Below are 22785 nucleotides of genomic sequence, written 5' to 3'. Positions count from 1 at the left end.
ATTTTTCCGGGAGCTATACAAAACAAACTAAATTACTTGTCTTCGTGTAATGCGAGATAAGGAAGTTTTGTATGATAAGCTACTTTAGTTGTTACGGATTTGTGAAATATGGATTCGAAAAAGCTGTAATTACGGCTCATCAATGCGATCATGTCGGCTCTTTCTTGTTCAGCAAATTCCAGGAGAGTATTTTCTACATTTTCTCCACTGAGTACTTCAAATCTGTGAGGAATACCTTTTAAATAATCAGAAATTCGCCTTTTTGCATCCAATACGGTCTGATTATCAATACCATAATTTACGATTACATGAGCAATCACAACTTCAGCATTGAAAACAGCCGCAATTTCAGCCAATTGTTGCAGCGCTGTACTGTTTTTCTTGGATTTAAAATCGGCACCAAACACAATTTTTCTCACCCCGTTGAATTTAGAACCAGCCGGAATGGTTATAACAGGTACAGTAACACTTTGCAAAATAGCTGCAGCATTGCTGCCTATCAGAATTTCTTCAATACCACTGGCACCTTTTGTCCCGAGAATGACCATTTCCGCTCCTTCATCTTCTACCAGATTTTTCACCAGTCGCACCGGATTTCCCACAAGGCACCGTGTTTCAAAAGGTATGTTAGCGTTTTTAAGTTTTTCAGCCACTTTTGCCATGCCTGCCTCTGAATTTTCTTTCATAATTTCCAGAAGCGAATGGGTCATCACTGTTTCGGCATATGGCAGATCGTATGCATTCATTGCAATGATTTTAGCTCCTGTTTTCCGGGCAAATTCAATTGCAAATTCAAGGGCGCGATTGGCATTTTCTGAATAATCGGTTGGAAAAATAATTGTTTTCATAACAAGTAAATTACGGGTTCGAAATTAGCGTTTGTATCTTTTTGAATTACATGACAATTATCATCAGGTAAGGCACTAAGCCATTCGTCTAATGAGTATACCTTTCAGATATTTACCTTCGGGATGAAAAATACTAACCGGGTGATCTGCTGGCTGGTCAAGCCATTGGATTACCTGAAAGTCAATTCCAACTTCCATTGCAGCGGACACCACAGTATTGTAAAATAACTCATCGGAGATGTTCTGAGAGCATGAAAATGTCATTATCAAACCTCCCACAGGTATCTTTTTCATGGCCAACGCATTGAGACGCTTATAACCGGTGATGGCATTATGAGTCACCTTATGACTTTTTGCAAAGGCGGGGGGATCCAGCACGATTATATCAAAAGTCCTGTCGATCCTGGTCAGATAGTCAAAGGCATCAGCGACTAAAGATTGATGCCTGCTTCCGTTTAAACCGTTGATTTTTATATTTTTTTCCAAAATTTCAATGGCTCTGCTGCTGGAATCAACTGAAACTACTTCCTCAGCTCCGGCTTTAAGAGCATAAATACTAAACCCTCCTGTATAGCAAAATGTATTTAGAACAGATTTGCCTTTACAAAGTTGGGATAAAAGCTTTCTATTTTCACGCTGATCGATGAAAAATCCAGTTTTCTGGCCATGTCTGATATCGATGTGAAAACAATTCCCATTTTCAGAGACCACCAATTCATCTCTTTCCGTTCCATATATCCATTTATTGGAAACTGTACTGTCGTGCAGGGCATCGGCGCTTTTGTCAAAAATTCCCAAAATATGCCCATCTAGATGTTCCATCAACGCATGGTAAATTGTCGTTCTAAGCTTGTACATACCGGGATGGTGACACTGCATCACACATACTCCGGCGTAATAATCCACGATCAATCCGGGCAAAGCATCACCTTCGGCAAATATCAGACGAAAGCAATTTGTCTGATCCGAATGAAAAAAGCCAAGCTGCCGACGAAATTGAATGGCCTCCCGAATTCTTTCATTCACAATGTCTTCTACCGGCTGGTGTGTGTAAGTGAATGTGAGTACTCTTATCGCTATGCTTCCCTTTCCAAAAAAACCAATGCCTTTAACCGCCCCATCCGAGTTGCAGATCACCACTGGACTGCCCGGTTCGATGTCTTCAGGCATATATCCGATAGCCCCGCTAAAGATCCACGGATGTCTTTGAAAGAAGATTTTTTCTTTTTCCTTACGGATAATAATTTTAGGATAGTGGATGGAAGTAGATTTCGCCATTTTATCTTGTTTGGTTCAATGTCACAAAATCAGGAATTTGGCAGCTTTCCAATGTATATTGCTGCTGATTACACCGGTAAATGTAATGGTCAAAGCCATTTGTGAGCCCGATATAAGAACTTCTAAGAGCTAGGTTGTATCTGATGGCCTGCTGCAGCACTCTATCTGATATAACGTCTCCGGCTTTTTTACATTCAAACAGGATCAGGATGCCGTTTCTCCCAAACACCGCTGCATCAAATCTTTTCTCTGTGTTATAGACTTTAAAACTCTTTTCCACACTGATGGTCTGGGGCGGATATCCCTTCTGAAGCAGTTCAAAGATGAGATGTTGTCTGACCCATTCTTCAGGAGTAAGTGGCAACCACTTTTTTCGAATGATGTCGTAAATGTAGTTAGCTCCGTTTTTAGTCAGTACGGCACTTTCGGGTAATGGATAAAAATTCAGCACAGGAAATTTAGTCAAATCAGGTTTCATAAGGGTAAAAGTAAAGGAATGAAGAAGCAGTGAAAACGAAAAATCAAATAATGATAAACCATCTTGAACAAAAAAAGCCACCCGTTGGGTGGCCTTTGTTTGTGCCTGTCTAAAATTTATTGTAATACTATCCTCCGGGATATTTCGCCTTCGGATGTAGTTACTTTTAGCATATACACTCCTTTGGGCAATGACTTCAGGTCAAATGTTTCACTGAAATTGCCATTGCCAGAGGTAAGGGTTGATTCATAAACTTTTACACCTTTAAGGTCAAAAATTCTCACCGGCAATTTATCTACCTGGTCGCTAAATGTTAGTTCAAATACACCATTGCTCGGATTAGGATACACTTTGAGCATATCCGAAAGGCGATTTTCACTAATGCCGATGCTGAATTTCAATGTGTCACAGGTAGTAGTGCTTCCACATTGGTTAAAAGCTGTAAGACATACGGGATATACCCCATTGCCCGGGAAGGTCACACTTGGATTGAGTTGGCTGCTGGTACCCGCAGAACCAAAAGTCCAATACACTGAATCTGAATGCGTCACAGTTGAGTTAAAGTTCACCACATAATTATTGGTTGTGTAGGTAAATGCCGCTGTAGGCAGGGGCTGAGTGCCAATGGTAACTGGTGTTTTGATGTTGGAACAAGGCGCCCCTGAGTAAAATACTGTAATTTTCCAGGTATTGTTGGGGATGTAGTTATAGGTTGTGTTACAACCGGTGCCTCCCCAGGTCCTTCCGGCATGAAGCTCAAAGACAACAGGGCCGGTCACAGGTCCATTGGCGATAGTGAGTCCACTTCTTGAATACGACATAGTTCCGCCGGTTGAGCCAGTTCCGCTAAAAAGCTGACTTTCTGCCTGTCCGGTTGTGATGCAACGCAATTGCGACCTCTGTTCGCTCATCCAACCACCACCTAATGCCATAAAGTCATATTCCACACTGATGGAATCAATCACTGCTCCTGCAGGTAGATTTATAGTCAGTACACCTGGACAGCTGGATGAACCAGTGGCAGTAGTAAAATTAATATCAGATGCAATATCACCTGCAGTGTATGTAAATGTCTGTGAGCCGATAAAAGAACCATAACCGAGGTAATAGGTGTTTTGTGTCGAGATTGAAGGAACAAAGAAAGATGGACCGGAAGCGATAGGACTAGAAGATGTAGCTGAGTTATACCACAAATAGCTTACTCCAGGCCAGTTTTGAGCATGCAAGGTGATGGTATCAATACCTGAACATGTCAAAGCAGTATCGGCCTTTGGAGCCAAGGGCACATGGGTAGCAGAGAGCTTCAGTGTATCGTTGTTTTTTACTTGGTCATTGGCCAGATTTGTATAAGCTACGATGTTCATATTTGCCCCATTAGCAGTATTGATGGTTCCGATCAGTACAGTATCGCTCTCCCCATTTTGTAAAGTATCGATATAGGTGGCGTTTAATGTTTGTGTAATATCTCCGGTAATGTTGACCACCACAGGAATGTTGCTTACGGGATCAAATCCATTGTTTCGGATAATCATTTTGACTGGTGTGGAGGTACTTCCGCAACCAAGTGCTGAAGGGCTTTGCAAACTAATGGGTTCTACATCGTACTGGACGGGCAAACATACTGTAACCGGGCCTACAAAAGCACTTGAGTCGTTTACAGCGGCACATTGGGTTCTTATATAAAAATCAATACAAGTACCTGATGGTAAACCGGAAACGGTAGCAGGATTGGTCGTCACATTGACAATTGTTCCCACCGCAGATCCGGGTACAAAGCCCACGGGTCCCCATTCGATATCCCAGCTTGAAGCATTATTTCCACCCTGAGTCCAGCTAAACGCTGCAGAGGTTGCAGTATTTCCGATACTGACAAAGTTTTGAGGTGCCGGGCATGCAGGGATATTTTCCACATATATTTCATCAATAAATAAATCCGGCCCGAAACCACTTCTGGCATGAAATTCAAATCGCTGGTTTTTTCCAACGTAGCTGGATGGGAGTTGAATGATGGATTCGCTGAAAGTGGGGGCTGGAGTTGTATTGCCGGCACCTGGTGTATTGAATGCGGGCCCTCCTAGCAGCAGCAATGTATCTGCTATGCCAGTGCTATCGTTTCTGGAAAGAACAATCAGCGAATCCAAAGGATATGTGGAAGAATAGAGATGCGACCAGTAGAATCTGAGCTGTGCTGGCTGACTTATGGTCACATAGGGTGTATTCATCACTGCCCTAATACCACTGCTCCAAGACCAGAAATTCGCTCTGGCCAGACTGACTCCACCTGTGGTAAAGTGGGACCAATTTTGGCTAGCAGAGCCACTGGTGCTAAATGTAAAACAAGAGGGTGGCCAGGAAGTAAAGTCTTCAAAAAACGTCATTGGTACAGCCGTACAGGGTGTAGTAAAGGAAACCGGACCAGTCCAGGTACTAAATGAATTTGCTCCGCAACTATCTCTTACATAAATCTCATATTGTGTATTCGCAGATAAGCCAGTAATTGCAATCGTATTTCCAGTAACAGAACCTGAAGCAACCTGCAGACCAGAGCCGGGTGTGAAACCTACAAGTCCAACCTCCCACTGAGTTACAGAATTTGGATTGTTTTTCGTAAACGATACACTGGCGCTGGTAGCAGACACAGAGGTAACCGTGACAGCAGATGGCGGCAAACAATTGGGAACAGCTTCAATTTCAATAAAATCAAGAAATACATCAGGGCCGAAACCGGATCTTGCCACAAATCTGACATCTACTTTCTTGCCCACATAGACTGAAGGCAAAAGTATTTGCTCTTGCTGAAATTGCCCGGGAGTTGTGGATCCACTGCCAGGTGAGTTAAAACTTGGGCCTTCATGCACCTTCAGGGTATCCCAGGATGACATGGTGTCAATTTTCGCTAAAATGAACAAAGCATCATTTGGATAACTAGCATTATATTGATGTGACCATGCATACTTGATCCAGCTGGATTGATTTACTTGAATTCGTGGCAGTTGCATGGTAGCCGTAATTCCACTTGTCCAAGACCAAAAATTGGCCCTTGCCAAATTCACACCACCTGTGGTGTAATGACTCCAGTTTTGCGTGGCCGTACCGGTAGTTGAAAAATTAAAACACAATGGAGGCCATGTAACAAAATCTTCAAAGAAAGGCAAGGAGAAAGTGCCGCACGTAGTGGCGCCCAATAGCGCCGGAGTCCAAGAGGATGTGGTAGCAGCATCGCATCGCGTCCTTAGGTAAAAGTGATATTGGGTACTTTGAGTAAGCCCAGTAACCGTATACTGTGATCCTGTGAGGTTGGTGATAAGTGTACCGGTACCTTGAGTAAACCCAGCGGGTCCATACTCGAGTTCAAAAGTTACGCTGGCATTAGGTGTCCAGCCAAGTGTAATCTGTGTACTGTCAGCTGAAACCACATTGAAGCCGACGGGGACATTGCAGTTGGGTGTAAACGTAAAAGGACCCTGCCATACTGAAGTATCTCCCACAGCACATATATTTCGTATGAAAACTGCCATAGTCTGACCGGTAGTAAGCCCGGTAAAGTTGTAACTATTGCCTGAGGTAATGGTCACAGTAGTACCGGTGCCCAATGTCAATGGTGAAGGACCAAACTGAATCTGATATCCAATGGATGGACTTAAAGCTGACCAATTTGCTGTAGCAGAGGTATGGGTCACATTGCTAAAAGAAATTGCTCCCGGAGCAAAACAGCTGGGGACTGCCCAATGGTATGTCAGCCCTTCCATTGGAAGATTTGTATTGACAAAAGGCATTGAAGCAGTATTGACGGTACCGGGTACAGCATTGGCCCATGTAGTGGTGGTGGTTACATTTCTGAAATCTGTATTGGAAAATCCTCTAAGACCAATCTGAACAGTGACAGTTGCGGAAGCATTTGCAGTACTGAATTTTCCATATACAATGCTAACTGAGTTACTTGTTTCGTGCAATCGAATCTGAAAATTAATGGTATCAGTAGCATTGTTCGAACCAAAGCGCCTGTAGTTGGTCCACTGAACTACGCAGACCCTGTTAGGAGCCGTACCAATAGTCTGCAATCTGATTTCTGAGGAAGCTCCATTAGCCTGAAGGTCGCGATTAAACCCTGCTATGGTAGCTTGTTTGTTGGCAGGTGCTGTAGAGGTAGAACTTATGGCTGTATAGCCTGCTCCTGACATATTAACAGCCTGATTACCATCTGCTGAAATTCCAAGACGTATCACCCCATCGGCTCTGATGCCGAGCCTGTCATACCCTACGCCATTGTACACAAAAGTAAACCCTATTGGGAATCCGGGACCGGTTTCAATGGTACCTCCTAAAGGTTGGGAAGGATCTACAAACCGTTGATCATCAGTAGTTGCATTGCCCAATACAACCCCCCCGGTTATAGGTACATAGGTTCCGAGAGAATCAACGCTAAAGATATAGCTGTTGACCTGTCCAAATGATGAGTTAATAATGAAACCAAACAACGAAGCAGAAAGTATTCGTTTCAACATAATTTACAAAATTTTAGGCAAACATAAAATAGCCAGAGATCTTTAAGCGAATATGTCCTCCTCAGAGTATAGATTTTTAAGTGTGGCTATATATTTATTTAACATTTTGCATTTGCATCCGTTATTTCTTCCTATTAACGGTTTACGCAAGGACAGAGCATGATTTCACTTCACACTTATCCAAATAATTTAAATCATAAAGCAACTCTTCAGAGATAAACTAAAAATTGTGGTTAAAACAAATTGAACACTTACGAAATTAACCTTCATCATTTTACTTTAGGGCTAAGACTCTACCCCATCTCCATCAGGCCTGTTGGCAATAGTGACACAGTTCTAATGGAATCTTCAACAGTGAATAAAAATCCGATATCTACCAAAAACCTTTACTCAAACCCAATTTTACTTATACCTCATCACCAGACTGTTTTTGATGTACAGAGAGGTGTAGTATCTCAAATCACATGGCCGATACAGAAAGTTCTCATTACTAGGGTATAAACCGATTTAGCAACTTACTTTTTTCTAAAGTAAATATCCAAAGGTACTCCGGTAAAATCGTACATTGACCTCAGTTGATTTTCAATAAATCTCTTGTATGGTTCCTTGATGTACTGGGGAAGGTTGCAGAAAAAGGCAAATTGCGGCCTGGGTGTAGGCAATTGTGTGATGTATTTTATGGATACCGTTTTTCCTTTATACACAGGAGGCGGTGTATTTTCAAAAATCGGCAAAAGCGTTTCATTTAATTGGCTGGTTGGAATCCGGACCTTTCTCCTTTTATAAACCTCCAGTGCTTCCTGTAATGTTTTTAGAAGTCTTGTTTTTTCAATTGATGAAGTAAAAAGAATTGGTACGTCGGTAAATGGCTTAATCCTCTCCAGAATGGCTTTGCGAAATTCAGAGGCAGTTGTTTGGGTTTTATCTGTCAGGTCCCATTTATTCACTGCTATGACAACACCTTTTTTGTTTTTTTCAATTAAATGAAAAATGTTCAGGTCTTGTGCCTCTATTCCCCTGGTCGCATCGATCATCAGGATGCATACATCCGAATTTTCAATGGATTTGATGGCGCGCATCACAGAGTAAAACTCCAGATCCTCGCTGACCTTTCCTTTTTTACGAAGACCAGCAGTGTCTACCAGATAAAAGTCAAAACCAAACATGTTGTAGCGTGTATGCACTGCATCTCTGGTAGTGCCTGCCACATCAGACACAATGTGTTGGTCTCTTCCGGTCAAGGCATTCAGAAAACTGGACTTGCCCACGTTGGGTCGGCCAACAACGCAAATTTTGGGAAGATCCTCAGTAAAATCGAGACTTTTGTCGGCCTCGCAGGGCAAGTGTCCTACAACCTTGTCGAGCAAATCTCCAGTGCCATGACCATTTACTGCTGAAATCGGAAAAACATCATTAAAGCCAAGCTTAAGGAAATCTGCTATTACATAGTCATCAGCAGGGCTATCAATCTTATTTACTGCTAATACATGCGGCTTGCCTGACTTTCGTATTTGGTCAGCTACTTCCTCATCCAGAGGTGAGAGACCTTCACGTCCATCAACCACCAATATGATTACATGGGCCTCATCAATAGCATACCTGGCTTGCTTTCGAATCTCGGACTCAAAATCATCAGATGATCCCTCCGTGTAGCCTCCGGTATCGACAACGGTAAACGATTTGTCTAGCCATTCGGCAGCAGCATATATTCGGTCTCTCGTCACACCGGGAGTATTGTCTACAATGGCTTCTCTTCGGCCTGTAAGCCGGTTAAATAAGGTAGACTTGCCCACATTGGGGCGACCTACTATTGCTATTATTCCAGCCATTGGTCGAGGTTATCGTTTCAATCCTCAAACACACAGGATTGTTAATTAAGGATTTTGCTCGGGTCCTGAAGCTGGAGCTTGCACAGGGAGATCAACTGCCTCTGTAATTTGGCTTTTCACCTCTGTATCCTCATCGTTAATGCCGGTAGAAATATTGATCATGAGCACAAGCACGACCAGGATTATGGAAAGCGTCCAGGTGGCTTTATCGAGGAAATCAGTGGATTTCTGTACGCCTCCAAACAAATTGGTGGTACTGCTGCCGAAAGCAGAGGAAAGCCCCCCACCTTTCGGATTCTGAACCATTACTACCACAATCAAAAGGATGCAAACCAGCACTGTGAGTACAACCAAAAACGTCAACATTTTATTTCTTCTTTTTTAATTCCTGTATTTGGCGGGCAAAGTAACTGCTTTTTTCCGGATTTTTCAACTTTAAAATTTCCAGGGCCTGAATGGCTTTGTCAATATGTCCTTGAGAAATATATAATTCAGCTAGGGTCTCCGTCATTAAATCCGGAGATGTAAAGGTATATTTAGCAGAGAGATCTTTGATATCTTCTGTGCTTTTTGTCAATGTTCGTGGCTTTATCTGTATGTTTCCGGAGAGAAAATTATCAATTATTTTTAGTTTTTCCTGTCTTTTTGGATCTGCTTCAGAATTTTTTTGAAATATTCCCTGATTTTGATTTATTTCTGTTTCTGAAGCCTGTTTAGTACGATGGTTTTCATCAACATTACTGTCGGCTATTTTTAATATCCATTTCGTAAAAATATCGTCTTGAGGTTCTGACTCTGATTCCTTCACGGAGGATTTTTGAGGAAGTTCTGTTTCGGAAGTTTCAACAGGAATATGTGCGAAATTATCCGGTTCATTTGATTCGCTGGGTTGTGTATCAAAAACAAATTCTATAGCCGATTCATTGTCCTCGATTTCTATCGACGCCTCAGTTATATCTTCATCACCTCCATAGGATGGGGAATCTTTGTGATCTATTAGATCAAAAATATCATATTCAGAAGAATAACTTTCCCTGATTGGAACAGTTTCAGAGACATCTGATTCCAGATGTGATGTTTGCGTTTTTTCGTGTGTAATATTTTCAATTTTTGTACTACTCTCAACAGAAGTAATTATTTTGGAATTGACAGGATCTGATACATCCTCCTGCAACGGTTTACTTAGATCATTGTTTAATTGCTCCGCGTGTTCTTTTTGATTCTCATCTGTTGTAATATTCGTTTTTTGATTGATTTCTAATTGTAAATGATTATCATCCTTATTTTTGGCAATTGCACTATATTTATGTTTAAGTCTCTCTAATGTTTCAAGAATTTTCGATGCTCTCTCTTTTATTTTTACCAATTCAGGATTATCGGATGAAGATGCATCTTTTTTAGGTGGATTATAAACTGCCGAATTGATTTGTGTTTTTTCTTTATCAGTTTTTTCAAAAGTTTGCTTTGTAATCTTTTCTATTTGTTCATCAGCAGACTCTGTTTTTTTATCCTTTTCGGATTTAATAGATTCTGTTTTTTCAGTTTTTTGGTCGATTTTATTTTTATCTGAAGTATTTATTTGGGGGGTTACCTCATTGGTTTGCTCTGGTATCTCTTTCGATGTTTTGAATTTGTCGAGTATCCTGCGCTTAAGTTCATCTACATCTGGTTCGGTCCTATTACTGGATGTTTCTTCATTTTTTTGGTCATTGGTTGCACCGTCTGAATTTATCTCTACTGGAGCAGATTTCTTGGAAGATTCACTGAAGATTTCCGTTTTTTCCGGTCCAGTGGATTCTTTTCTGTTTTCGTCTTGAAATTCAGATGATAATGCCTTTTCATTTCCATCATAGTCAAAAGATATCTCTTGGAAAATGTTTTCTTTTTCGGGAATAGGCTTAGGGGGTATATTTTTCAAAGTTTCCCATTCGTGGTAGTCAGGGGATGTTTGACTAGGTAAATCATCTGTTTTATCGCTATCTTGCACATAGACCGGTTCTTCATGATACTTCGTTACCTTGACTTTAGTATTGCCATGTATGAAATCAAACAACTTGGAACGGCTGTTGACGACCACAGCAGCAATTTTTAACTGAGCATTAAAATGATAGTTTTCCTGCTTATTTAGTAAATAGGCATACAGCAATTGTGCAACAGAACAGTATGGATAACGGGCACAGAATTGCTTAAGCAAGTCAGAATCGTCCGGTTGAATTAAATCCGGGTTTTGTATTATTTGATTGATTCTATGCATCTTACCAATTCACTATGGCCCGGTTCAGGATATTTTCGGCCAGCTCTCTGTTTATTTGATCAATGAGCTGATTTTCAATGGCTGCTAAGTTAACATCTGCAGGAAAGTCAACAAACCTTGAAAATCTTTCTTCAAAATTTTTTTTGCTGTCAAGTCTATTGGTAAATTGAACCTTGACCGATATGGTGAGTCTGGTTTGAGCGGCTGCCTGATTGCCCTGTGGTGCCAGAGGTGTAAATGAATATTCAACTATTGAACCTTCGAAATGTAAATCTCCATCTTCTTCTTTTAATTTTAAGGGTGTCTGCTGAAGGATAATGTCTTTAAGCTTTTCGGTAAACAAAAGGCTTAAATTCGGATTGATGATTTGTGCATAATTCGGAAATAAATCGACCGAAAAAGTTTTGGCCTCTCCCACATCTCCACCTGTAAACGAATATCCTCCCGAACAGTTAGTCATTAGAAAGATAATCAAAAGCATACTAACTGTGTAAGTGGCTATGCGTTTCATTGTAGATTGTATTGTTTAATTTTCCGATAGAGGGTTCTTTCTGAAATTCCTAGCTCTTCGGCTGCTAATTTTCGTCTTCCATTGTGTTTTTCAAGTGCTTTTTTGATCATTTCCACTTCGATTTTTTCAAGTGAAAGTACTTCATTATCAAAAGATTCCACCTCAGCTTCTTCATAATCCTCATTAGTCTGAATTTCAAGTGGCTTCACTGTTGGATTCGATGGAGTCAGATTTTCTTTTATGACAATGTTGCCTTGATTTTGAGTTCCGTAAGTCCCTTGTAATTTCTCAGAATTTTTGAAAACTTTTTGAATAAGACTTGCATTTTCTTCTGCAAATCCGGTGGTACCGGATGCGGTTGATTTTATGAGTTCAAGTGTAATGGCTTTTAAATCATTGATATCGTTGCGCATATCAAATAAAATTTTATACAAAATATCTCTCTCGCTGGCAAAATCAGCACTTGAAGTATTTTGATTGGGAATTAAAGTCGGTAGGTTTGCTTTATCGATATCCGGAAGGTACAACTTAAGGACTGAGGGTGTTATTTCTTTTCCTGTTTCGACTACTGAAATTTGCTCAGCCAGATTTCTCAATTGTCGTATGTTGCCCGGCCATCGGTAGTTTTTTAAGATGTCTTCTGCCTCTTTGGAAAGTCTGACAGGAGGTCTCCGATATTTTTCAGCAAAATCAACGCAGAATTTTCGAAACAATAATGGTATGTCCTCTTGCCTCTCCCTAAGGGGTGGGAGGTGGATTTCCACTGTGTTGAGGCGATAGTAGAGATCTTCTCTGAATTTATGTTTTTGAATAGCTTCGAGCATGTTTACATTGGTAGCTGCTACTATCCGCACATCGGTTTTCTGTATTTTTGAAGAGCCTACTTTTATAAACTCTCCGGTTTCCAACACTCGAAGCAGCCTCACCTGAGTCTGAAGTGGCAGCTCTGCTACCTCGTCCAGAAAAATGGTGCCTCCATCTGCCTCTTCAAAATAGCCCTTTCGAGTGGCCAATGCACCGGTAAAGGCTCCCTTCTCATGTCCAAATAGCTCGGAGTCAATCGTTCCTTCCGGGATTGCTCCACAGTTTACGGCTATGTACGAATTGTGTTTTCGGTGCGATAGAGAGTGAATGATCTTGGGAATGTTTTCTTTACCTACCCCACTCTCCCCTGTCACCAAGACCGAAATATCTGTATTGGCCACCTGAACTGCTTTCTCAATGGCTCGGTCCAGTAAGGGGGAGTTACCTATAATGCCAAACCTGTTTTTTATATCTTGAAGGTTGCTCATTGAATTACGTATAAGAGTTCCAGGGGACTTTGCTGGTATATCCTAGTAGTTGTAAGTTTATTGATCACATAGGGGACTTTGGCCTTGATGTGTACTTTAGCTGCCATGGGCAACCGTTTTTTAAACTTTAGCTGCATGTTGGTACCAGTCCAGATCGAGCTCCAAATGAGCGAATCTTTTCGGTCGTAAACAAACACCTCGAATGGAGTCATCAGATTGCCAATGCACAAATCATTTTCCAAGTTTGCGATGCACAGCTGTAACTCTCCTGCTTTTCTTATGTTTTCGTATACGACCTTGAAGGTAAGATTGTCATCGACCCATTTTCCGTCTTCCAGTTTCTGGGCAAATACTGTATTGCTGCAATTCAGTACCAACAAGGTTCCTATTAGACTTCTCAACATGATAAACTGGCTAATTTTCCTAGCAACGTGGCCGACGTACAGTATTCAACAGTTACCCATACTCTATCACCGGGTTTCGCTTGTTCTTTTGGGAATACTACTACTGTATTTTGAGTAGTTCTGCCAAACCAGTGATCTTCGGACTTACGTGAAGTACCTTCGACCAGCACCTCCACCGTCTTGCCTAAGTGCTGCTGGTTTCTGTAGAGGGAATGTTTCTGCTGCAGGTCTATGATTTCGTTTAGTCTTCTGGTTTTTACCTCATCTGGCACATCGTCCCTGAGGTGCCTGGCCGCATAGGTACCTGGTCTTTCAGAATATTTAAACATATATCCGAAATCGTATTTTACAAATTCCATCAGCGATAATGTGTCTTGGTGGTCTTCCTCCGTTTCACCCGGAAATCCGGCAATCATATCGTGCGAAAGCCCGCAATCAGGGATTATGCTGCGGATTTTTTCGATCAGCTCCATGTACTGTTCTCGGGTATGACCTCGGTTCATGGCCTTTAAAATACGGCTGCTACCACTCTGCACCGGGAGGTGTATGTATTTGCAGATATTTGGATATTCAGCTATAGTATACAGCACATCCTCTGTCATGTCCTGGGGATTACTAGTGCTAAATCTGATGCGCATTCCGGGCACAGCCTCTGCCACCCTACGCAGCAATTCCGCAAATCTGACGGCAGATGCTCTGGCTATTTCCGATGCTTTAGCAAAATCTTTTTTCAGACCTCCGCCATACCAAAGATATGAGTCTACGTTCTGACCAAGTAAAGTAATTTCTTTATATCCAGCATCCTGTAACTGTACTGCCTCTTCGATGATGGATTGAGGATTTCGGCTTCGCTCCCGACCACGGGTAAATGGCACTACACAAAAGGTGCACATATTGTCGCATCCGCGCATGATTGAAATAAATGCTGATATGCCGTTGCCACCGAGTCGTACGGGATTTATATCTCCATAGGTTTCTTCTTTCGACAGAATCACATTTACCGCCTTTCGGCCGTCGTTTACCTCTTTAAGCAATTCAGGGAGATCTCGATACGCATCTGGTCCGACCACCAGATCCACCAGCTTCTCCTCATCTAGGAGCTTGTCCTTGATGCGCTCTGCCATACAGCCCAGCACGCCGATTTTTACGGCAGGCTTTGTTTTTTTTAAATATTGAAGGTGCGACAATCGGTTTCGTACAGTTTGCTCAGCCTTTTCGCGAATGGAGCAGGTATTAAGCAATACAAGATCTGCATCTTCAGGATTTTTTGTAGTGGAATATCCCTCGCCGGCAAGAATACTTGCCACTATTTCACTGTCAGAAAAATTCATCTGACATCCATAGCTTTCTATATATAATTTTTTATGCCCTTCTGATTCCAACATCAAGGCTTCCCCTTGCCTGCTTTCGTCTATGATTTTGTTTCCGTAATGATGCATACTTGCCTTCAGATTTTCTGCAAAGGTAGTTTTCTTTCATTTTAGTGACATATTGTCAGCTTTATTTAATGGGTATTTATAGTGTCCTTAGTAAATTTGTACTATAAATTCCTTGAGACATGAAAATAAAAGTCCAACTTTCAGCCCTTTTTGTCATTGCATACGTATTTATTTTTAAGCCTGCAGGTGCTCAATCTGATGAGCAACGATTTAGTCAGGAAAAAGTCACTGAATTTTTACAAATGCATACCGGTATCCCTTCGGATATGTTCGATCGCAATACCTTCAAATATCACTCTTCGGCCTCAATAAGCGGGCAGCGTGTTTCGGGAATTTATTTAGCTACCAGGCCGCTGGAAGATGGAAAGGTATACGAATTCTTCCTCCGAACAGATAAGACATTACCAGCTGGCCCCTACACTGCCTATTATCTGGCTGGATGCTTAAGTTCACGCCTGGCCGGTCTAAATGCTTTTATCATTACCAATGATGAATGTGCTTGCAAAACTTCCAATGCACAAAACTATCTGATGAGGGCCCGGGATGTAAATAATATTTTTTAAGTTCGGCCAAGGGCGCGGAATTGTTCCAAAAAAAACCGTCTCCTTCTTTTTAAGAGACGGTTTTTTTACGTTTAGTGGAGACAGAGATTTTGTCTCTTTAAATCCTTTCCTTCAATCTTTGCCTTGAGTTTTAGAAAATTGGAATTTTAAGCTCCCATGTTGATCTCAATGTAATCTCTACCCGATGATTTCAAAAAATAGGAGATAATGCAGTACCTTAAGATTCCAAATCTGCAAAATCCTGCACGGGTATAAAGAAAGCCGCCTCCTTTTGAGGAGGCAGCATTAGACTAAAATTCAAAACTACGAAAGCATCACTTGTACAACTGCACAACGCGGCCTGATGGTTCAAAAAGATACGCGCACAGCAAATACAAAATTTCGGCCAGGTGCCACTATGCCGGAGCTGTAAGGTCTGTAGCGCTGATCCGTGATGTTTTCCAATCCGGCAGTAATGCCCACCTGACCGTTTAGCTGATAATTGGATTTAAAGTTTAAAGTGTACCAGCCCGGAGAATATGGCCTACCCAGTGGATCTATCGCATAAATTTCTGGTTTTCCGCGTTCTTCTACATTCAGCATGTCGAAAGTAAAGCCCCCGCTGTACATAGCATAAACCTGAAAATTCAGCCGGCTTGCTCTAAAGGTAAGCCTGCTAACCCCAAACCAAGGAGCTGCATGGCGTGATGGACTGACCGAACCATCGTCCATCTCTTCTTCTCCCTTCTGATAATTGGCCTGCGTACTGAAAGTCACTCTTTTACCCAGCTCCAGTTCTACAAGAGCCTGTACGCCCCAGACAGTTGCCTGTGCCGCATTTTGAATGGCCTGCACTCTGGACAATTGTCCATCGTAGAAAATCGAATCCTGACCATTAAGGGTAAAATTTCTCCGCACCAATGCATTGTTTAAAAAGGTATAGTATCCGGTGATGCTAGTTTTCACTCGATCAGAAAACGTTCGGATCACGCTCAGTTCCCCGTTGTAGGCATATTCACTTTTTAAGTCTGGATTGGGTACGGTCACGGAACCTGGTTCAGAGTCAAAAACTTTTCCGATATCATCCACATTGGGCGCCCGAAATCCAGTACTGACCAGAGCACTGATTTTTGTTTTTGAATCCGGATTATAAGCCAGGCCAAGATTTCCCACTACATTGCTAAATGATAAATTTTCCTGCTCAAAAGGAAAAGGGAAAAAATCCAGATTTGGCCTGAAATCGGCCGACACCTCAAAAGCTGTAAATCTGGAACCAACTTCCAACAACAACTTATCCGACAGTCGATGTTGGTATTTGGCATAAGCTGCATATGTCAACCAATCGGCATTGGGATAGCGCGAGCTAGCAGGCTCAGTTACTCCGGTGTTGATGCGCGTATCAGTACCGGTAGAGTGTACTTCGTTCCAAACATACTCCAGACCGTAATACAGGGCATTTTCCTCTTGAAACCTTTTCACGAAATCTGCATTTGCCGAATGTGCCATCACCCGCTCCACACGGTTGCGTCTTCGATTTTGTCCAAAAGACCGGTCGATACGGCTCTCTTCAAAAAATTGAGTAGCCAGGCTCAAGGTCATTTGGTCGTAGAAAACAGTTTGGCCGTGATGGGTGGCCGCCAGGTGATTCATCATCCAGATTTGTGGGCCGTAGTTCCACTCAGCACTGTTGGGCAGACCATTAGCCCTGTATCGGTGCAACCGATCGTAACGCGAATACGACGATGTTTCGCTGTAGTGAAATCCATACCTGATATCCCACTTATGAGAGGGCCTGTATCTGAGTTTTTGCAGGATGTTGTACTGATCGTACCCACTAGGTACTTGCACGCGTGGATCCGGATTGTATAGAATCCTGTCGGTCGAATCTATTCGCGTCGCATAAATCCTCCGTAAATATTCATCAGGTCCATGACTTCCCATTCGCAGGTCATCAAATCTGAAATAACTGATTGCAGTAAGTGAGGCAAACGTTTTACCTCCCACATTCAGCGTCAGATGTCCGGTATTTTCCTGATTGGCCGAGCTGTATCTGCCAATGACTTTACCTGATACCATCACCTCATCGTCAAGGGACAACTCCGGATTCTGCGTGTGAAACGTCATTACACCGCCAATGGCATCCGAACCATAGATAATGGAGCCGGGCCCAAAAATCACTTCTGCCTGCTCCACAACAAATGGATCCAGATTGATCACATTCTGAATATTGCCACCGCGGAAAATAGCCGTATTGAAGCGCACACCATCTACCGTGTACATCAGCCGGTTGGTAGCAAATCCGCGAATCATCGGGCTACCGCCAGCCTGCTGGCTTTTCTGTATAAAAACCTCGCCTGACTGCCCAAGCAAATCGGCAGCGGTTTGCGGCTGAAGCAGCATGATGTCTTTCTGCGCGACGCTTACAGTGCGCTGCGGCACATTAAGGCTGCGCTCTACAAAACGAGAAGCCGAAACCGTCACCTGATCCAAGCTGACGTTTGACGGCCTGAGCAATACCTTAAAACCTTGATTACGAAGCTGTTCAAACGTAAATATCTGAGGTTCATACCCGATTAATCTGATTTCAATCTGCAATGCAGATGCAAAATCTTTAATTTCAGCCTGACCCCGCATATTGGTGTAAGTAAACAACCGAGGTTCTCTGCTCGAAATCGTAGCGCGCTCTACAGGCTCCCCCGTGAACGCGTCTGTTACTGTGAGTCTCTGCGCCAATAACGTAGCAGTCACACCTAATGTAATGATGAGTACAGATATAATTTTTTTCATAGTACTGCGTTTTGATAGAATACATTAAAATTTTGACAATAAAGCACATAGGTCCACTACAATGGACAAGCATCCGTACACCACTTATGTGCCCGAAGAGAAATCAACATTCTTAAAAGACCCGAATCAGGTCTGGTTAAAAGACAATAGTCAGGTCGGGCGGCCGAAAGATGGACACCTTAATATCCTCACCGATTGGTGAGACATAGCAAAATACCGTTTTTATAGACGACCACAAGACAATACATCCTTCATCCAAAGCCCTGTGAAAACCTTTTATAAATACCAGATAACTCAAAAACACTTTGGGATCACCGCCCTGCAAGTCTCGAAGAAAATTTGAAGCTACTGCCGTACGCAGACGCTCAAGCTCAGACTCCTTGTAGTCAGGCCAGCAATACAACACCGTGCCACTATCCGACTCGATCCGTTCTACCACATCAAAATATAAACCTTCGATTACAAATTCTCCATCATCCACCCACTTCACATCCTCTGCCATCAATCTGGCACTAGTAAAGCACGTCAGCTCTTCATATCCCACCACCGAAAGCAATTGCTTTTTCACCTCCCGCCTGAGCATTTTTTTCTGCAGATGATAGATTCCCATAGGCCCGAAGGTAGGAAACACCAGAGCCAATACCACACATAGTGCAGTAACCCTCATCCAGAGCACACCACCTGTTCGAAGCCCTTTCAAAAAATCCTGAATTATCTGCTTTACATTTACAAATGTATGCAACTTTGTACATCACCTTCTAAGAGATGCAAGCATACATTGATGAATGGTTTCAGACTTCAGCCCCATCCATCCAATTGGAAGAAAACATGCTCGTGCTCTATCCATCCTTTTTGCCCTCCAATCTGGCAGACCATGCCCTCAACACCCTAATCACCGATATACCCTGGCAGCAACATAGCTTAAAAATATACGGCAGGCGCATCCCCTTTCCACGTCTGATGTATTGGATGGGCCAGCCAGGCACAGCATACAGATTTTCAGGCAACGAATTTCAACCCCATCCATGGCACCCCGTTGTACTTACCATCAAATCCCTTATTGAGCAAAACTTGCCCGCATCTTTCAATTCCGTGCTGCTCAATCTCTATCGCCACGGCCGCGACTCCATGAGCTGGCATGCCGACGACGAAACCTGCCTTGGCCCCACTCCCACGATTGCCTCCATCAGCCTGGGATCCACCCGTCATTTTGCCTGGAAGCCAAAATTCGTCAAAGGCCCCTCACGCCGAATTCCCTTGCCTCACGGCTCACTCTTGATCATGAAAGGGCAATTCCAGCATCACTACCTACACGCACTTCCCAAAACCTCTCCGCCCAAAGGCTGCCGTATCAATCTCACATTTCGAAACATCGTCCAATGACCTTTTTTTGCTTTTTTGGGCGTGCCCCCGCGCGCCGGCCTTACGGCCTTGCCGCGCGGGGTCGGGCTGCTCCGGGGTGCGCTTCGCTCCCGTGCTCCGCTGCGCTGCGCACCGCCCTGCGGGCGCCCTCCGCATCCCTCACGCAGTACCCCCCGCAGCAGGTCCATACGCCCATCACATTCTAACCCTCAAGGGACCCCGTCCGACTCATAAGCCAGAATACTCACCCTCCCGCTACCTCCCAATCCTCTGCCTCCCCTGCTCCTCGCCGACTTCGATAGCTCGCACACGCTGTTTTTCCGGCTGCTCTTTACTTCCCGCCACACCGCCACTGCATCAGGCCACAACTAGCTAAAACCACCGGCTCGCTTAGCTCGGGATGCCCGGCAATCTCCGCATCCGCGGCCATATCCGATCCCATCCTGGACCCAATGACCACAGCCACCCTTTTCCTTTCATCCCAGCCCTTTACAAGCTCCTGAACCATCTCGCCTTTTTTTCACTGTTTAGGTTTCACTTTCGGCGTTGTCGCCAGGCCGGCAGCCGTTGGCCGGTACAAATTCCGGTTGCAGCGTGCCGGAGGAGCGGAATTCGCCTAGGTTGAACCCTGCGGGGGCGTATGCGCCAGGGCGGAGGCGGATATGAGCTGCAGCGGGCGGGCTATATGGCTCACGGGCGAGGAGGCGGAGCGAGAGCAAGCCACCGCAGCCCGATGAGCCATGCCCGAACCGCAAAGGGAATAGGAGCCGTAGACCGGCCCCCGGCCGCCGACTGAAAGCGGCCGGGGGAGGCGCCCTGTAAGAAAATTGAGTGTATTCAGCGTGTCCGGGGGAGTTTTCCTTTGATTTCCATTCCAAGTTTATTGGCCAGGAGAAGGACACCAAAGAGCTCTGATTGGGGGAATTTGCCATCTTTGATAACGGTGAAGATCAGGTCCTGGAGTTCGTTGAGCTGGGGTGTGATGCCAATGGCTTTCAGGCTGTTGAGCAGGTCTGTGGCAAGCTCTACAATGAGGTGTATGTTTTGGTTTTTGTGGTATTCGGCCACCAGGGTATTGACTTTGAGGGTGGCTGCGTAATTGAGCCTGTTGGTGGGGATTCGGAATTTCCATTTGACGATGATTTCTTCCAGTTCGCGGATTTTTTCGATGTCCGGAAGGGAGGGGGCTGCCAGTTCGTCGTAAAGTTTCTGGATGACGAGGGTTTTGAGGTTGGTGATCAGAATTTCGGGGATGGTGAGGGACTCGTTTCGCATGAGGTTGAGCAGGAGGAAGGTGCGCTCATTGATGCGTTCGTAGAAGTCGAGGGCGTTTTTGACCTGGATGTCCAGGACGCGGTCGAGGAGTTTTTTTTGTTCGTCTTTGAAGAGGTTGAAAAAGGAGAAGGTTCGGGAGGCAAAGTTGTCTTTGATGAGTTCGAGCACTTCGGTGAGGTTTCCTGCGTCGAAGTAGTTGCGGAATTTGCGGACGAGGGAGGCGTATTCGTCGTAGGTGAGGCTGTCGGAGGTATTGCCGATGAGGTGGTGATTGCCGAGGTAGAGGATCACGAAGCTGAAGCGCTTTTGGCTTTGCGTGACTTTGGAGCGCACTTTGGTCTGGCCGACTACGAGAAACTGGCCGCCGGCTTTGATTCGGGTGAGCTCTTCGGCGATGCATTCGTAGTTGAGGACGGTGAGGTTACGGGCGTCTTCTTCGAAGAGGGTGCTGACGGCATAGTGCATACCGACCTGGGTGAGGGACAGGCGCTTGGGGGCTACCAGATTGCGGTAGATGTCGGCCCCGGTGCCCATGGATGGGATGTTGGAGACGGCCTGACCGAGGATCTGGAGAAATTGGGGATAGAGCTCTACCTGGGCGATGTCTTCGGCGAGCTGGATGGCGCGCTCGGCGTACTGGAGGATCTGGATGGTTTCGATACCGGAGATTTCGTTGAAAAACCAGCCGCAGGAGGTGTACATGTAGAGGGCCATTCGCTGCATTTCGAGGGCGCGGAGTATGGTGGTGATTTCGGAGTCGGAGAGGTTGCGCTGGAAGTTTTGTTCGAGGAAGCGTACTGTTTTGGTTCGGCTTCGTTGGGGGAAGATTTCGATGTATTTGTTTCGAAGCAGCCAGGGGTCCGGGTGGTAATTCCGGAGGGTATTTTCGTATATAGCAGAGAGCTGGTCGCGCAGGTAGTCGAGTGCCTGACGGAGAGGGGTGCGCCATTTTTGGTTCCAGTGGGGTTCGCCTCCGGTTTTGCAGCCGCAGTCGCTACGCCAGCGCTCCACGCCGTGAGCGCATGACCAGGAGGAGTTTTCGTGAATTTCTACTTCGTATTGGGGGGGGAATTTTTGCAAGAAGTAACCGTAGTTGGCAATTTTAACATCGGGCATCTTACTGAGGTAGTGAAGGCAATAGGCCAGTGCCATATCGCCGTTTCGGTGGTGGTGTCCATAGCTTTCGCCGTCGGTGGCGATGTGAACGAGTTGTGCTTCAGAAGGTTGCGTGTCGAATGCGTTAAGGAGTTGGTGTGCGAAGTATTTCCCGTCGTTGAGGTACCCTTTGAAGGCTACGCCCATGGAGAGGTCGGCGTGGTAAAAGAAGATGGCGATGGTGCGACCGGAGGGCAACTTGCAGAGGTAAGGTCTTCGGCTATCGATGCCATCGGTCCAATGTTCGGTGTCTATCTTGCGATATCGCCTGGCTTGATATGGGGATAAGATGGTAAATTTAATTTTGTGTTGAGCGAGTATTTCAAGAGTTTCGGTATCGACAGCAGTTTCTGCAAGCCACATACCTTCCGGATTGCGGCCAAAGCGCTTTTTGAAGTCTTCGATGCCCCAGATGACTTGTGTTTCTTTATCTCGTCGATTGGCCAGGGGCATGATGATGTGATTGTAGACTTGTGCGATTGCCGAACCATGGCCTTCGAACTGAACGATGGAGTGCATGTCGGCTTCCAGGATGCGGTTGTAAACTTCGGGCTGGTGGTTTTCCAGCCAACTGAGGAGAGTGGGGCCGAAGTTGAAGGAAATAAAGGTGTAGTTGTTGACGATGTCGACAATTTTTCCTTCGTCGTTGAGGATACGGCTGACGCTGTTGGGTCGATAGCATTCCTGGGTAATGCGTTCGTTCCAGTCATGAAAGGGGTGGGCTGACTCTTGAATTTCTATTTCTTCGAGCCATGCATTTTCGCGTGGGGGCTGATAGAAGTGCCCATGGATGCAGATATACTTACTACAGTCTGCCATAGTGAAT

16 protein-coding genes are annotated in these 22785 nt (G+C 44.3%); 2 read left to right on the top strand and 14 right to left on the bottom strand.

Features of this window, described 5'->3' with window-relative positions; all coding sequences use genetic code 11:
- Nucleotides 1–32: 32 nt before the first annotated feature.
- From DES35_RS08995 to miaB, 11 genes are all read right to left on the bottom strand, one after another.
- Complete coding sequence (locus DES35_RS08995) at nucleotides 33–848, bottom strand: universal stress protein (protein ID WP_037360556.1); 816 nt, start codon at nucleotides 846–848, stop codon at nucleotides 33–35.
- A gap of 75 nt (nucleotides 849–923) precedes the next feature.
- Entirely contained in the window at nucleotides 924–2126 is a 1203-nt protein-coding gene (locus DES35_RS08990) for a class I SAM-dependent rRNA methyltransferase (protein WP_037360554.1), read from the bottom strand.
- Between the two features lies 1 nt (nucleotide 2127).
- Entirely contained in the window at nucleotides 2128–2604 is a 477-nt protein-coding gene (locus tag DES35_RS08985) for a type I restriction enzyme HsdR N-terminal domain-containing protein (RefSeq protein ID WP_125039478.1), read from the bottom strand.
- 116 nt (nucleotides 2605–2720) lie between these two features.
- Nucleotides 2721–7109, bottom strand: a complete 4389-nt coding sequence (locus tag DES35_RS08980; protein WP_114366398.1) for a fibronectin type III domain-containing protein — start codon at nucleotides 7107–7109, stop codon at nucleotides 2721–2723.
- Nucleotides 7110–7624: 515 nt separating this feature from the next.
- Nucleotides 7625–8938: a ribosome biogenesis GTPase Der gene (gene der, locus DES35_RS08975; protein ID WP_114366397.1), complete on the bottom strand. Its 1314-nt coding sequence runs from the start codon at nucleotides 8936–8938 to the stop codon at nucleotides 7625–7627.
- A gap of 45 nt (nucleotides 8939–8983) precedes the next feature.
- Nucleotides 8984–9304, bottom strand: a complete 321-nt coding sequence (gene secG / locus DES35_RS08970; protein WP_037360543.1) for a preprotein translocase subunit SecG — start codon at nucleotides 9302–9304, stop codon at nucleotides 8984–8986.
- Nucleotide 9305: 1 nt separating this feature from the next.
- Nucleotides 9306–11192, bottom strand: coding sequence for a hypothetical protein (locus DES35_RS08965; RefSeq protein WP_051889447.1), 1887 nt, complete (start codon nucleotides 11190–11192; stop codon nucleotides 9306–9308).
- Between the two features lies 1 nt (nucleotide 11193).
- Nucleotides 11194–11703 (bottom strand): LptE family protein, encoded by a 510-nt coding sequence (locus DES35_RS08960; protein ID WP_051889446.1) that lies wholly within the window; start codon nucleotides 11701–11703, stop codon nucleotides 11194–11196.
- Complete coding sequence (locus DES35_RS08955; RefSeq protein WP_037360540.1) at nucleotides 11700–12995, bottom strand: sigma-54 interaction domain-containing protein; 1296 nt, start codon at nucleotides 12993–12995, stop codon at nucleotides 11700–11702. The genes DES35_RS08960 and DES35_RS08955 overlap by 4 nt, the downstream gene beginning before the upstream one ends.
- Entirely contained in the window at nucleotides 12992–13399 is a 408-nt protein-coding gene (locus DES35_RS08950) for a hypothetical protein (RefSeq protein WP_114366396.1), read from the bottom strand. Before DES35_RS08950 ends, DES35_RS08955 begins: the two co-directional genes overlap by 4 nt.
- Nucleotides 13393–14838, bottom strand: coding sequence for a tRNA (N6-isopentenyl adenosine(37)-C2)-methylthiotransferase MiaB (miaB, locus tag DES35_RS08945; RefSeq protein WP_114366395.1), 1446 nt, complete (start codon nucleotides 14836–14838; stop codon nucleotides 13393–13395). The genes DES35_RS08950 and miaB overlap by 7 nt, the downstream gene beginning before the upstream one ends.
- Nucleotides 14839–14957: 119 nt before the next feature.
- Here miaB and DES35_RS08940 point away from each other — a divergent pair, with 119 nt between their 5' ends.
- Entirely contained in the window at nucleotides 14958–15401 is a 444-nt protein-coding gene (locus tag DES35_RS08940; protein ID WP_114366394.1) for a hypothetical protein, read from the top strand.
- Nucleotides 15402–15749: 348 nt separating this feature from the next.
- Here the strand turns inward: DES35_RS08940 and DES35_RS08935 are convergent, their stop codons facing one another.
- Both DES35_RS08935 and DES35_RS08930 read right to left on the bottom strand, forming a co-directional pair.
- Nucleotides 15750–18167 carry a TonB-dependent receptor gene (locus tag DES35_RS08935; RefSeq protein WP_114366393.1) on the bottom strand — a complete coding sequence of 806 codons (2418 nt, stop codon included), beginning with the start codon at nucleotides 18165–18167 and terminating at the stop codon, nucleotides 15750–15752.
- Nucleotides 18168–18303: 136 nt separating this feature from the next.
- Nucleotides 18304–18909 carry a hypothetical protein gene (locus tag DES35_RS08930; protein WP_125039479.1) on the bottom strand — a complete coding sequence of 202 codons (606 nt, stop codon included), beginning with the start codon at nucleotides 18907–18909 and terminating at the stop codon, nucleotides 18304–18306.
- A gap of 23 nt (nucleotides 18910–18932) precedes the next feature.
- Here DES35_RS08930 and DES35_RS08925 point away from each other — a divergent pair, with 23 nt between their 5' ends.
- On the top strand, nucleotides 18933–19550 hold the full coding sequence (locus DES35_RS08925) for an alpha-ketoglutarate-dependent dioxygenase AlkB family protein (RefSeq protein ID WP_114366391.1): 618 nt from the start codon (nucleotides 18933–18935) through the stop codon (nucleotides 19548–19550).
- A gap of 816 nt (nucleotides 19551–20366) precedes the next feature.
- On the opposite strand, the gene DES35_RS08915 is transcribed toward DES35_RS08925, so the two are convergent.
- Nucleotides 20367–22778, bottom strand: coding sequence for a DUF3536 domain-containing protein (locus DES35_RS08915; protein WP_114366390.1), 2412 nt, complete (start codon nucleotides 22776–22778; stop codon nucleotides 20367–20369).
- Between the last annotated feature and the right edge of the window lie 7 nt (nucleotides 22779–22785).

The sequence above is a fragment of the Schleiferia thermophila genome, from assembly GCF_003337435.1.
Lineage (GTDB): Bacteria > Bacteroidota > Bacteroidia > Flavobacteriales > Schleiferiaceae > Schleiferia > Schleiferia thermophila.
The sequence above is the reverse complement of the archived record's forward strand: the minus strand, read 5'-3'. Positions and strand labels throughout refer to the sequence as shown.

Bases quoted from the DNA above. Each gene is read 5' to 3' on its own strand.
- DES35_RS08980 (WP_114366398.1), bottom strand. From the start codon at position 7,109: ATGTTGAAACGAATACTTTCTGCTTCGTTGTTTGGTTTCATTATTAAC.
- DES35_RS08935 (WP_114366393.1), bottom strand. From the start codon at position 18,167: ATGAAAAAAATTATATCTGTACTCATCATTACATTAGGTGTGACTGCT.
- DES35_RS08995 (WP_037360556.1), bottom strand. From the start codon at position 848: ATGAAAACAATTATTTTTCCAACCGATTATTCAGAAAATGCCAATCGC.
- DES35_RS08940 (WP_114366394.1), top strand. From the start codon at position 14,958: ATGAAAATAAAAGTCCAACTTTCAGCCCTTTTTGTCATTGCATACGTA.
- der (WP_114366397.1), bottom strand. From the start codon at position 8,938: ATGGCTGGAATAATAGCAATAGTAGGTCGCCCCAATGTGGGCAAGTCT.
- DES35_RS08990 (WP_037360554.1), bottom strand. From the start codon at position 2,126: ATGGCGAAATCTACTTCCATCCACTATCCTAAAATTATTATCCGTAAG.
- DES35_RS08960 (WP_051889446.1), bottom strand. From the start codon at position 11,703: ATGAAACGCATAGCCACTTACACAGTTAGTATGCTTTTGATTATCTTT.
- DES35_RS08955 (WP_037360540.1), bottom strand. From the start codon at position 12,995: ATGAGCAACCTTCAAGATATAAAAAACAGGTTTGGCATTATAGGTAAC.
- DES35_RS08950 (WP_114366396.1), bottom strand. From the start codon at position 13,399: ATGTTGAGAAGTCTAATAGGAACCTTGTTGGTACTGAATTGCAGCAAT.
- miaB (WP_114366395.1), bottom strand. From the start codon at position 14,838: ATGCATCATTACGGAAACAAAATCATAGACGAAAGCAGGCAAGGGGAA.
- DES35_RS08915 (WP_114366390.1), bottom strand. From the start codon at position 22,778: ATGGCAGACTGTAGTAAGTATATCTGCATCCATGGGCACTTCTATCAG.
- secG (WP_037360543.1), bottom strand. From the start codon at position 9,304: ATGTTGACGTTTTTGGTTGTACTCACAGTGCTGGTTTGCATCCTTTTG.
- DES35_RS08965 (WP_051889447.1), bottom strand. From the start codon at position 11,192: ATGCATAGAATCAATCAAATAATACAAAACCCGGATTTAATTCAACCG.
- DES35_RS08985 (WP_125039478.1), bottom strand. From the start codon at position 2,604: ATGAAACCTGATTTGACTAAATTTCCTGTGCTGAATTTTTATCCATTA.
- DES35_RS08925 (WP_114366391.1), top strand. From the start codon at position 18,933: ATGCAAGCATACATTGATGAATGGTTTCAGACTTCAGCCCCATCCATC.